At 34.1% G+C, this 13321-nt stretch carries 10 protein-coding genes, 1 pseudogene and 1 other annotated feature (1 of these 12 running past the window's edge); of the genes and pseudogenes, 2 read left to right on the forward strand and 9 right to left on the reverse strand.

Annotation, left to right across the window (positions count from 1 at the left end):
* Positions 1 to 57 (forward strand) — a binding site (T-box leader) (it extends 194 nt beyond the left edge of the window).
* Between the two features lie 78 nt (positions 58 to 135).
* Entirely contained in the window at positions 136 to 1143 is a 1008-nt protein-coding gene (gene asnA, locus ATN92_RS13210; RefSeq protein WP_056951216.1) for an aspartate--ammonia ligase, read from the forward strand.
* Positions 1144 to 1292: 149 nt separating this feature from the next.
* Here the strand turns inward: asnA and ATN92_RS13215 are convergent, their stop codons facing one another.
* From ATN92_RS13215 to ATN92_RS13240, 6 genes are all read right to left on the reverse strand, one after another.
* The gene (locus tag ATN92_RS13215) at positions 1293 to 2099 is read right to left on the reverse strand and encodes a zinc ribbon domain-containing protein (RefSeq protein ID WP_056951214.1); all 807 of its coding nucleotides are present in this window, start codon (positions 2097 to 2099) and stop codon (positions 1293 to 1295) included.
* A gap of 51 nt (positions 2100 to 2150) precedes the next feature.
* Positions 2151 to 3152: a hypothetical protein gene (locus ATN92_RS13220; protein WP_056951212.1), complete on the reverse strand. Its 1002-nt coding sequence runs from the start codon at positions 3150 to 3152 to the stop codon at positions 2151 to 2153.
* A gap of 99 nt (positions 3153 to 3251) precedes the next feature.
* Entirely contained in the window at positions 3252 to 4046 is a 795-nt protein-coding gene (locus ATN92_RS13225; protein WP_056951210.1) for an N-formylglutamate amidohydrolase, read from the reverse strand.
* Between the two features lie 126 nt (positions 4047 to 4172).
* Entirely contained in the window at positions 4173 to 4922 is a 750-nt protein-coding gene (locus ATN92_RS13230; protein WP_056951208.1) for a LiaF transmembrane domain-containing protein, read from the reverse strand.
* 2 nt (positions 4923 to 4924) lie between these two features.
* A complete protein-coding gene (locus ATN92_RS13235) occupies positions 4925 to 5377 on the reverse strand; it encodes a LytTR family DNA-binding domain-containing protein (RefSeq protein ID WP_158106799.1) in 453 nt (150 codons plus the stop codon).
* Between the two features lie 110 nt (positions 5378 to 5487).
* Positions 5488 to 7686, reverse strand: coding sequence for an alpha-galactosidase (locus ATN92_RS13240; RefSeq protein WP_056951204.1), 2199 nt, complete (start codon positions 7684 to 7686; stop codon positions 5488 to 5490).
* 292 nt (positions 7687 to 7978) lie between these two features.
* Between ATN92_RS13240 and ATN92_RS13245 the strand changes: the two genes are divergently transcribed.
* On the forward strand, positions 7979 to 8677 hold the full coding sequence (locus ATN92_RS13245; RefSeq protein WP_056951201.1) for a Bax inhibitor-1 family protein: 699 nt from the start codon (positions 7979 to 7981) through the stop codon (positions 8675 to 8677).
* Positions 8678 to 8724: 47 nt separating this feature from the next.
* Here the strand turns inward: ATN92_RS13245 and ATN92_RS13250 are convergent, their stop codons facing one another.
* The 3 genes and pseudogenes from ATN92_RS13250 to ATN92_RS13260 all read right to left on the reverse strand — a co-directional run bounded on the left by ATN92_RS13250 (position 8725) and on the right by ATN92_RS13260 (position 13078).
* Positions 8725 to 11352 (reverse strand): AAA family ATPase, encoded by a 2628-nt coding sequence (locus ATN92_RS13250; protein WP_056951200.1) that lies wholly within the window; start codon positions 11350 to 11352, stop codon positions 8725 to 8727.
* 13 nt (positions 11353 to 11365) lie between these two features.
* Positions 11366 to 11911 (reverse strand): hypothetical protein, encoded by a 546-nt coding sequence (locus ATN92_RS13255; protein ID WP_056951198.1) that lies wholly within the window; start codon positions 11909 to 11911, stop codon positions 11366 to 11368.
* A 157-nt stretch (positions 11912 to 12068) separates the two neighbouring features.
* A pseudogene (locus ATN92_RS13260) lies at positions 12069 to 13078 on the reverse strand (IS30 family transposase).
* Between the last annotated feature and the right edge of the window lie 243 nt (positions 13079 to 13321).

The following is a 13321-nucleotide window of genomic DNA, read 5'->3' on the forward strand; positions in this document are numbered from 1 at the left end:
GGTCTATTTTTATATAGGCAACTTGGGTGGTACCGCGAAAAGTCTTTCGTCCCAGTTATTATTAATTTAATAACTAGGATGAAAGACTTTTTTATTTTGCATAAAAGGAATCAACAATCAATTGGAGGACTCAAAATGGACTTAATTATACCTAAGGATTACGATCCAAAACTATCTGTTAAAGAAACTCAAAAAGCTATTCAATATATTCGTGAAACTTTTCAAGATGAATTCGGTAAAGAATTAAATTTATCCCGTTTATCCGCACCAATGATGGTCGAAAAAGGTACTGGTTTGAACGATAACCTTAATGGTGTCGAATCACCTGTTTCCTTTACGATGAAAGGGATTCCTGGTGAAACTATCGAAATCGTTCACTCACTAGCAAAATGGAAGCGTCTAGCTTTGAAACGTTACCACTTCGACATGCATGAGGGTATTTACACTAACATGAATGCCATCAGAAAAGATGAAGACCTCGATAACATCCATTCAATTTACGTTGACCAATGGGATTGGGAAAAAATCATCGCTAAAGATGAACGCACAACTGAAACTTTGGAAAATACTGTTAAACAAATTTTCAAAGTTATCAAACATATGGAACACGAAGTTTGGTATAAGTTCCCTAAAGCAGTCCATCATCTACCTGACGAAATTCACTTCGTTACAACTCAAGAACTAGAAGACCGCTGGCCTGACAAGACACCTAAGGAACGTGAAGATGCCATCTGTAAAGAATACGGTGCCGTCTTCTTAATGCAAATCGGTGGACCTATGAAGAGTGGTAAACGTCATGACGGCCGTGCCCCTGATTATGATGACTGGAAATTAAACGGTGATATCTTGTTCTGGTATGAGCCTTTGCAACACGCCCTTGAAATTTCAAGTATGGGTATCCGTGTTTCTGAAGAATCAATGAAGGAACAATTAAAGATGGCTCACGCTGAAGATCGTGCCAAATTACCATTCCATCAAGCCTTATTGAAAGGTGAATTACCATACACTATCGGTGGTGGTATCGGACAATCACGTCTTTGCATGTTACTACTTGGTAAAGCTCACGTCGGTGAAGTTCAAGCCGCAGTTTGGCCTGAAGACTTACGTAAGAAATGTGATGAGAACGGCATTCACTTGCTATAAAAATTATCGAAATTAAATACTACTAACTAAACTCTTTGATAAATACGTAAAAATAAAAGGCAACATCTATTAGATATTCAAAGTATAAACATACTTGAATCTTCTAATAGATGTTGCTTTTTTAATAAAATCTCAAAAAATTTTTGGTCTTAAAGCAAGTTCTTAATAATTTCTACATATCTAAGAATCATTGAACGAGCTGTTATCATGAAAATAATAGAAACAACCACATTGCTAGCAAATAAAGTAATAATAGCAACATAGATTTTATCTAATTTAGCTTGTGCTTTAGTTACTACAATCGAACCAATATAAGCCACAGCACTAATACTTGAAAGTATCATCATAAAGACTATCAAAAGTATAAATGAACTCGTACTTGAAACCAACAAGAAAAGAACCAAAAGTAATTGCACAATCATTATTGAATTTCCATAACTACCTAGTTGATTAGTGTAATTGAAAATAGTCGTATCTTTATCAATCATATATTTCTTACATACAAATCCAATCAAGATAAATACTGCATAATAAACTAGAACCATTAGAAAGAGTTGGAAATAAAGTTTAAAGCCAGTTGGAACTCCAGCATTTGAAAGGTTCGGATAATATCTTGATACTTCATTGATAGCTGATTCCGCACCAGCAAAGACTTTACCTATAATTGAGTAAAAAGCAAACGATGCTAATAGAACACTAATTACAATAGAAACTACTCCAAAGTATTTATTACTATTGTCGACTTCAGAAGGTTTAGAAATTGATTTCTTATACCAAGAAAAATAATTTAACGAATGACTTTTAATACTAGCAATTGTTTCACTATTGTTTGCCTTATTTAATCTGGACGCCGTTGTCGAATTATTTTCTATACTTCCATCAACTGGTGCCCCACATTTTCCACAGAACTTAACTCCCGGTTGAAGATCTGCTCCACAGTTTTTACATTTTTCCATAAAATCCCCCTAGATTTTAATTCTCATTGATTTTTAAACTTGTTTTCTATCTTAATTACCATAAATTTGATGATACTTTGCGTTAGCCTCTTCAGCTAATTCAACTTCTGGTCTCATTTCACTCATACCATAATAAATATTATTATCATCACCTAAGAAATACATATCCATTGCCATACCAGCATCTGGAGCGACTGTATACTTGGCATTGACGGTCTTTTCTGGTGTCACATCATCACTAGATCCTAGTGCAGCTTGGTAATCATCATTACTGTAAACTTTAAATTCATCAACCTGACCGTTTCCGTTAAATGCATTAGTTTTTCCTTGAATAAAGTTATACTGCATCATAAATTTCTCAAAATCTTGAGCACTATTGATTTTGTCAGCGTTCTTCTGCATTGAGGATTCAACCCTTTGAACGTTGAATTTACTAATAATATTTTCATAGGTTAAATTTGAATCCTTTCCATCCTTATTAATTGAATCCATATTCATGTTATTAAGATTATTGGTTAAAGGCTTCAAATAATTCTGATTACCATCATTAACGTACTGCAATCTAACTGTACTTGGCATTGATGGCCCAGTAACGCTCTGGTAACTAAACTTATCTAATTCCAAAGCATATCCCGTATAAGCCTTGGACTGATTAGCAATATTCAAAGTAATAGTTTTGGAATTAGAATCATATTCATAAGTTCCTTGCATAACTATGAAATTTTCTTCCTCACTTGATTGATTATCTGCATTTGTACTTACTGGATTAGTATATTTCCAGATATATTGATTTCCTTTAAAGAAAATACCCGAAATAGAATCAATCCAAGATGTCGCAAATCTCTGATTTGAAAAGGCCGTACTAGTATTATCAGTTTTACTGCTTATGGTCTTCTTTGTTGCCTTTTTAACAGTCTTCTTTTTATGATTGGCTTTCACAACTTTATGTGTCTTGACCTTTGAATCACTAGCCTGACTTTGTTTATGATTACCACAGCCAATCAAAGTCAAAGTTACTAATAGTGTCGCGATTAAACCCCATGTTTTCTTCATTTTTTATCCCCCTATTTATCAGTCTAATTTTATAAAATAGGTACGACGTTATTTGTCGTTTTCAGGCAAAAATAAAAAATCACCTATAAAAAGTGATTTTTATTTGGATAAAATATAATTAAGTAATTCCATAAAAATGCTTTGTAAACTATTCTTAGCTGTTGTGAATGTACCCACATCAACTCCCGACAGTTCTTCCTCACCAAAATAACGATTTTCAATATACATATGATAAGCTAGCTCAATTTGCATCGATTCTACACGTGGATTCTGACCGTAATGTGGTGTGATATAGCCACCTGTGAATGGATGATTATTGGAAACTGAATAACCTTTTTGATTGAATTGTTCCGTCATAAATTGACGTAATTTAATATCAGAAGTCGTATCAAAACGATTACTCAACACAATATCATCAGTCTTGACGTCTTCATGTGGATATTCTGCAAAACTGTGGAGATCGAACAAATATACTTTTTCAAACTTCTCTAGTTTATGATCAATTAATTTTTTCAATTGTTGATGATATGGCTTGTAAAAAGTTTCAATCCGTTGAGATATTTGATCTGGTGTTAACAAATCTTGATAAATGTCCTTGCCGAAAGTCGTTTTACTATAAACTACCTCGTAACGATAATCACCATTCTGATCAATCATGGTAAGGTCTCGATTTGGATCTGCCATATAGCGATGCACATTATTTTGTAAAGTGGTGAATCCACTTTGTGGTAGAAACTCGTATAAATCTGGTAAAAACCAATCAACGTTAGGTAAAAGTCGATCTGGAATAATCTCTTTTTGAATTTCAGCAGGAATTTGTGTCCCACTGTGTGGTAGATCGATAATAATCGGTAATTCATCAATTCCTTCATTGTAGACTGTGAAGTTCTCCATCAGTTCTTCCCCTCTTCTTTATTTTATTAGACTACCATTTTTGTAAAATAGAAACTTGTTTTTACTATTCTATTTTAATATTTCGCCACTTTACAAAAAAAGAGCCGCATAATCGCGGCTCTTTTTTTAAATATAACTAATTTTCAAATTACCTAAGGAAACCAACCCGGAAATCGTCACATCTGGACTATCTTCATCGACATTGCGAACACCATCTTCTGTGATATTTCCCATATTATTATTTACACCTTTGATAATATTCCAATTACTAGGAATGTATAATTCAGCTCCACCTAAGGAAACATTAACATTAATAATAGCCGTATCTTTAACGGTCACATGATCAAAATAAACTTTGGCTTCACCCATATTTACATCAATCTTGGCTGTCTTAAAATCATCCGACTTCACATATCTAACACTGTTTCCCATTTTGACATAAACATCGACATCCGGTTCATCGATTGTTTTCATATCAGGTTCCGACTTATACTCATAGCTAAAAAAAGGACCACGATGACCTCTAGTAAAGGCTTTTCTGTATCTCATCCAAGGACGATGTCTATTCAATAATGGATTCAAAATCATTGATAAACCAATTGTTATTAACAAGGCGGCTCCCAAAATTGTCCAAGGAACAATTGCTGTAATTCCTAAAGGCTTCGCATACAGAATTCCCAAGAATGCTAAAGAAAAGACTGTTCCTGAAATTGAAAAGTACACTAGACTCTTAATCAAAACTGCTGCTAAAAAGATAGTAGCTATAATTGTCCAAAAACTAAACGTATATGTAATTAAATGTAATTGGCTGACAACTAAAATGGCAGCACTTAATAGTAAGAATAGTCCCCAAAAGATTCCATTTCTATTTTTCATAATTAAACCTTCCTTTGATTCAATTTGATCTTTAAGCTTTTCAAAAATCGCCTTGAAACGTAAATTTGCTTGTAAGAATCACGAAATTGAACAACATTACCAGTTACTGAACGTGTTAATGATAAAATCTCATCAATATTTAAAATAGCTGATTTAGATATCCGTAAAAAGTTGTCGGGCAAATTTTGTTCCAACTCATATAACCGATAATGAATTAAAAAGGCGTTATCTTTAGTGTGCGCGTAGACATTTCGGTCGTTAGTCTCAAAAAACAAAATTTCTCTGAGTTGCAGCGAATAGACAGTATCATCCAAATAACCATTGAGACTGTGAAATCTGGTTTCAACTTCTTTGATGTTATGTAAAATTTCTTGAACTTCATCATCATTTTTATTCGCATGAATCACAATCTCTTTTTCCGAGTATTGCGGCGAAATATCTACTTTTATTTTCACATCGAACAACCCTTTCGTTAAATGTATTACACCACATCCCCATTCCGATGTATACACTATTGGTTTATGCGGTTAAAATTCAAACCTAAGTGGTTAAAAAAGCTTCCAACTCATTTAGAATTGGAAGCTTCTTCAATATAAATTTGTTCTGAAGGGTAATTACCTTTTGGTTGCATCAATTTCAATCCAGCATTCATTAAGGCATCACCACTATAAATATGATTTTTGATTTTATATTTAGCATCGGACTTCAAACCACGTAATTTAATATAGACGAACGGCGGATTACCAACCACATCCGTTGCCACAATCGTAACCAAACTTTGCGATTTATCTTTAGAAACAATTTGCCAAGCCATAACATCATTATTACGATCAAACGGACTGACCAGACGATAATAATCACCATTGAAAGTCATTTCTTGAACCCTTTTGTAAAAATCAGTATAAGTCTTAGCTTGCTTTTTGTCCGCATCACTCATCTTAGTAACATCTAACTCATAGCCAAACGTTCCCGCCATTGCTACATTGGCTCGAGTTTCAAATGGTGTTACTCGTCCATTTTGATGGTTAGGACTAGCAGAAATATGTGAACCCATCGTCGATATAGGATAGAAGAAACTCGTTCCATATTGAATCTTTAAGCGATTGATAGCATCCGTATTATCCGAAGTCCAAATCTGCGGTTCATATGCTAGCATTCCTAAATCAAATCGAGCACCGCCACTAGAACAACCTTCAAATAAAACGTCGGGATATCTTCGAGTCAATCGACCTAATAATTTATAAAGTCCCAACACATAGCGATGCTGTAGTTCTCCTTGTCGTTTGTCAGTTAAACTTTTAGAATACCACTCAGTAATTGGACGATTCATGTCCCATTTAATATAGCTAACATTGGCACTGTCTAAAACATCCGATATTCGATCAAATAAATAATTTTGAACTGCCTCTTTTGACATATCCAAAACCATCTGTCCTCTACTCAATAACGGTTTGCGCTGTGGAAAGTTCAGAACCCAGTCGGGATGAGCATTATAGAGTTCACTATCTTCATTAACCATTTCAGGTTCAAACCAAATTCCGAATTCCATTCCTAAAGTATTGATTTTTGTTACTAATTCATTCAATGAGCACCCTAGTTTTTGCTCATTTACAAACCAATCGCCTAAAGAACTGTTGTCATCCGAACGTTTGCCAAACCAACCATCATCCATAACAAAAAGATTAGCACCAATATCTTTAGCTGCTGTCGCTATCTCTAATAATTTTTTGCCAGTGAAATCAAAATAAGTTGCTTCCCAATTGTTAATCAATACTGGACGTGGACCGTTGATATACTTATTACGACAAAGGTTTTCCCTTATCGCATCATGGAAGTTATGTGACAGTTGTGTCAAACCTGTACTAGAAAAACTCATAATTGCTTCAGGGGCTTCAAACATGGCACCCGGATCTAATTGCCATGAGAATTCATTATCACCAAGGCCTAAAGTAATTCGACTTTGTTCCAAAGTCCCCAATTCAGCCGTTGCCTGAAAATTACCACTATAAACAAGATTGAAACCGTAACAGTTCCCCGTTTCTTCAGTCGTATTCTTATCTAAAAGTATGAAACCAGGATTTTCTTTAGCACTTGATATCCCATAATCTGATCCAAAAGTCGTTACATTATGAGTCAACGGAACTCGTTCGAAGTTACGTTCATCCGCCCAACGACCGTGGAAATGGATCAAATCATACTGACCTGAAATAAGGTCGAGTGATAGGGATTGAGCTTTTTTAATCTGGATTGCATTTTCACTAAGATTACTGATCACCACAGCTCGAGTGATAACATCTTTATCCTCAAACACACCATAGTAAAGTTCAACTTCAATATCGGAAACAACATCTACCAAAGTGATTTTCAAGGTTTGTGCATCGTTGTCGTGAGCATAAAATGAGGGCAATTCGGTCAAACTATATTTACCATCTAAAACCTCGTAGCCTTTATACTTCAAATCAATAATTCGTGTACCATCAGCATTCTCAACATCCAAGGCCACACTCCCTAAATCTCCAGTACCTACGGTTGGAAATTCTTGTGGCATCAACGTTAAAGAACCAACGCGATTCTTTGATTCATATGGATAAGGTGCAAAGTGAGAAGGTCCATCATACAACAAGTAAGAAAGATCTTGATGATCAATTCTCTTTCCATAATAAAGATGATAAAGATAACCAAAGTCGCCTACTTTCATTTGATAGGTACTATTTCGTGTCTGAAGTGTAAATATCTTTTTATCGTCATTTATTAGAATTGCCATTGTCAGTTTCCCTTCTACTTTTAATAGTTTTTATTCCATCACTGTCTTAGATACTAAACCAATGCTCATTACAAAGTAACCCGCTAAAGTATTAAAAATAGATGAGAAGATAAATTTAATTCGGAACAGAAAAACCGATTGTTCAAATCTATGTCCATATCGTTCCAGCCAATCGGTTTTTCTGTGGAGAATGGCATACTTAATCAAAATAATAATTTCATAATATTTACTACTAATATCAATAAATGTTATGCTATTGTACAATAATTATAGAGTCTTTAAGGAGGAAACTATGCAAAGTATAGACAAAGTAAAGGCCACTGGTTTGGCTAGATTCACATCCCTAGTTTACTTATACACTGGCTTGGGAATTGCTTTTTGGATGATTTGTGCTCAAGCAATCGCTAAGAACACTGCTTTATCCATGGCCTTATTCCAAGGTATGGCAAATCACCGTATTATTTCATTAATTTTAATGATCGGTGTTCCAATGGGATTCATCAGTTTATGTAGTCGTTTCGCAACAAAATCTTATTTCTTAACATTTTTAACTTACTTAGGATTCTTGTTCACACTATCATTTATCGGTGTTCCAATTTTCTACATGTACTCAGCTAAGAGTATTATTCAAACATTAACAGTTACATCGGCTATCTTCGTTGTTTCAGCTTTTATTGGTTTCGTTACCAAGAAAGATTTAACTAAGTGGAGCCGTACTTTAATGATTGGTCTTATTTCAATCATCGTGGTTGAAGCAATCAACCTCTTCATTTTCAAGAGTACAGCCTTAATGATGCTCGTTAGTGGAATTATCATCATCCTCTTCTTGTTCTACATTGCTTTTGATTCTCAAAATATCAAACGTATTTATCAAAGCAATGCCGGATCAGAAAACTTGGGTGCCATCGCCTTGTTAGCTTCCGTTAACTTAGTAATGGACTTCATCAACTTGTTCCTAAGTATCATCCAAATTTTTGGTAATAATAACTAAAAAAAGAGATATCGTATTTTACTTAATAAAATATGATATCTCTTTTTTTATGCATTAATGTAATCTTGACAAATACTATCTAAAACTGAATTAGGCAAAATGCCTAATTTATCATCGGAAACATTATTATCTATCAAATATACTTTTTGTAATTTATCTAATCTTTCCGCAAAATTTCTAGCCCAACGCCCATTAGAATGTTGGTTTTCTATAGTATCGTTTTCAAAACATTTTTTGACAATTTGCTGTAAATATTGTGAATCAACAGTCCATGTCTTAGTGATACGTTTATTGACCATTGTCGAAATTTCATCTTCTGAATAATCTGGAAACATTATTTTCGTTTGAACCCTGGATCTTAATCCTGGATTAGCATCTAAGAAATGTTCCATATTTTCTGTGTACCCTGCAAAAATCACTACAAACTTATCTCGATAATTCTCTAATGCTGTTATCAATGTTTCAACTGCTTTCTTCCCAAAGTCATTATCAGAACTATCATCTGTCAATTGATAGGCTTCATCAACAAAGAGAACACCACCCATGGCTTCTTTAATTGCCTTAGTAGTATTAGCTTCCGTATCACCGATAAACTTTCCAACTAACGTTGATCTTTCTACAGTTTTTACAATTGGTTTTGGCAAAATATCAAGATTATAAAATAATTTTGCAACAATTTCTGCTACGGTCGTTTTACCTGTACCTGGATTACCTTCAAATACCATATGATATGACGGCTTGGATAATCCTTTTTCTGCTAGTTTTTCATCAATCTGAGCTTCTTTAATTAGATTTGAAACCTCAGTCTTAACATTCTCGAGACCTGTGAGATTATCCAATTCAGCTAACAGTTTTTTAACATTTTCTTGCTTTTCTTCTTTATTTCCACCAACTAATTTATCCAAATCTTTTTGAGTTATTGTACGCAGATCATCGCTCTTTTCCTCAACGATTCTTTCTCCTGCAATTGACAATAATTTATTATTAAAATTACGAACCCAACGTGCATTACTATGATCTATTGAATGCGAATATTGATTAATAACAATATCCATATACTTTTTTTGATATACGTTATGCTGCGTATTAATTAAATCTTTATATCCAATCTCAGCTATTTCTTCAGGAGAATAATCCTCAAAATCAAACACATTTGGAATTCTTGATGCTAATCCAGGATTCATATTAATAAAGTCCTGCATCTGCTCTGTATATCCAGCAAAGATTATCATAATTTCATTTCGATGATCTTCCATATATTTCAGAATTGTACTTATTGCTTCATTACCAAAATCTTGTTTGGATTCTGAATAAAGTGAATATGCCTCATCAATAAATAAAATCCCACCGTTTGCCTTATCAAGTATCGCCTGAGTATTTTTTGCTGTACCACCAATAATATCAGCCACTAAATCTTTTCTAGAAGCTTCAACAAACTTATCGGTAGAAACAACACCATTTTGATAAAGAATCTTCCCTAGTAATCTGGCAACAGTTGTCTTACCAGTACCTGGATTACCTAAGAACAAGGAGTGCAAAGTGACCGGTGTCGTTACTAATCCATTATCTTCACGTAACTTTTCGAATTTGGCATGATTAATAAATCTCTTTACTTGTTCTTTAACCATCTTTAGACCGTATAAATTATTCAACTGCTCTAAAGCATCATCCTCTTGTGATTTATTTTCATCATCCGATTCTTCTTTATCTTCTTGGGAATTTTGTTGGGTCTTATTTTCCAATTCAGAATTTTCATTCGACTCAGAGACTTTATTATTTGCAACTTGTGCAGTTTTTTCCTTTTCAGCTTCCTCTTTTTCTTTTGCTTCTTCTTGTCGTTTTTCTTCATCTACATTTTCTAGGGTAGCTTTATTTTCATCCACATCGGCAGTTGATTGATCATTATATCTGACAACAAACTCGCCTGTACCTGAAGATTCGACCTCATTGATTTTTAATAAACTATCTGAAAGATAAGCATAAATATCATTATCAGCTTTTTCAAATTGATTTAGTTTAACAATGGAACCATTTACTTCATAGATAGAATATCGATTTTCATTCGCACCCAAAAACTGTACATAATCAGCCGATTCAGTGACTGAACTATTATCTAAACAAATACAAATGGTTATTTGAGAATTTGAAATATTTAGTTTTGATTCTTCTAAATTAATTACATCTGTAATAGAGCTAGTAAGGGTTATATTTGCATTCTTAGAAGCATAGATCCCGTCCAAAATTTTATCAGCATTTTGATTATTATCGCTATAAATATTACATGAAATAAACTCTGCTTTGGATTCATCTTCAACATATATCAAAGGATACTTACTTTCATTTTCTACATTCTCAACATTGAATATTGTATTAGAGCTGCTAAAAGTGCTGTCTTCCTTAACATTTATCCCATTATGTTTAATCGAAGGATGCAATACTAAATTATCCAATTCAAAATGAATCCCTGCATACAAATAAAAACTAGTATTTAAGACAACTTTCTCAGGGTTATCCGTAATACCCTTGATAATCAGACTTTTGCTTAATTTGTACCCATTCTCAAAATCGTAAGTTCCTTCTTCAATAAGGATTGTGTCTCCGGACTCAGCCATTTCAAGAGCTTGATCAAAGTGCTTCTTTCCAAATCCACGTCCTACCGTAATAGTATGTTTCATAAATAATGCTCCTTTATTTATTGGCCTTGTTAACTGTAATAACTATTGATGCAATACCAATAATCCCTAAAAAGTATGAAAAGCCCCAAACAATATAATAAAGTGCTAGTTTACTTACATACCAAATAATATTTAACAGCCCAGAGTCAAAATTTGCACCTGATTTAAAATCTGGAGCCAGCCATCTTGCCACTCCAGTTAAAGAACCTGTGAGATAAACTTGTAATTGTGAAAATAAAATTAACGTGAATGGAAACAAAAGTAAATTCATCGTGTCAAGTAGTCCCCTGCCCGAGCCAAGAAACATAAAAATTAAAACTGAAGCAACATAACTTATTATCCAAAAAGATACCCCTTGGCTTTTAAAAATCTCTCCTAAACCATTCTTACTTGTTTCAGACTTTTCGTTTTTTACCCCAACTCCAAAAGACTTCTCTACATGTACATCTTTATCTACTGATTTTTCAGTACTTTTATTTTCAGAAATACTTTCTTTCTTTTCCTTCTTAATATCAGCACTATTCATACTACCAACACCAAATTTTGGCTTTTCCGTCATAGTTTAAATCCCCCTATATTCCCCAATTGAAATTATTGTCTATTAAATTTATGTTAGTATATCGTTTCTCCCAAAGCAATAATGCCAAGATATTTATTATGATTATTTTCTTCCTGAATTGTCAAACCAAGTGCAACACTTGTAATTGGTATAGATGCTAGTCAAAGGAAGTCAGTAACTCTTGAGCACACTTATATCCTAGAATCTTTCTAGGACGTTGATTCAAGACATCTTGAATACCTTGAATCTCTGTGATAGTAGCAGAACTCATTGAATGATCTTTTGGTAGAAACTCACGTATCAACTGGTTCTGATTCTCATTGGAACCACGTTCCCATGGTGAATAAGGGTGTGCAAAATACACCTCAGTACCAGTTACTTAGCTCAACTGTGCAAATTCAGAGCCATTATCAAAAGTAACCGTTTTGAAGTGAGATGGCCCATAGTCGTCAATGACATCCTGAAGTGCCCGTTGACAAGTATCTGAATGATAATTGGGTATCTTAACAATGATCTCATAGTGACTTGCACGATCGGTCAGAGTCATATCGCAACCCTTTTCCCTTTAACTAGATCACCTTCCCAATGGCCAATCTTCAAACTTTTATTAGCTTCCGGTGGTCGATTTTCAATCGACTGTCCGAGAATGTGCTTATTCAGTCGAGCATGCTTTCTATACGAACCTCTTACTCGGCGGCGTAGCTTCGCCAGTAGATCACTATTCTTAATCATTAGAAGGCCAGCATCAATGTATCGATAAACAGTAGGCGTAGATGGATAAGGAAGCTTAGGACGATGTATTTTAAACCAATTAACAAAGCTATCAACACTATGAACACGATACTTCTTGCGTAACTCTTCTTGTAGAAGTTCGAAAAACAAAGGTGCTTTCACACGCCAATCTACAGAATGACATGCTTGTCGTCGCTTTTCGTGAATCGATTGACCAGTTTCAGCAAAATAAATCACATAAGGTTTTTTGTTTGGACCAATTTGTCTTGTGGAACCACGTTTAATCTCTCGACTAATCGTACTGACATTACAGCATAAATACTGGGCAATTTTTCTATACGACCATTTGAGCTTTAAAAGCGTTTCAATAGCTTTATGTTGTACTTCATTGAGTTGTTGGTAATGGCAAGACATGGTATTCTTAGTTTGGGGCATAAAGACACTCTTTTCTTATTGGTTTGGTCACTTATAAGAATAGGTCTTTATGGCCTTTTTGGTCTAGTTGATTAAGTGTTGCACTTAGATTTTAAATCCGGGTAATTTAAAAAGCATAAAACTGAATGACAGTTTTATGCTTTTCATTTTTCTTCAAATCAAATTATTTGCATATAGATTAATTTGCTAGTAATATCATCATTTCAAAGAAAAGACCCGAAAACGTCAGCCCTCATATGCTAT

The sequence above is a fragment of the Companilactobacillus bobalius genome (genome assembly GCF_009764355.1).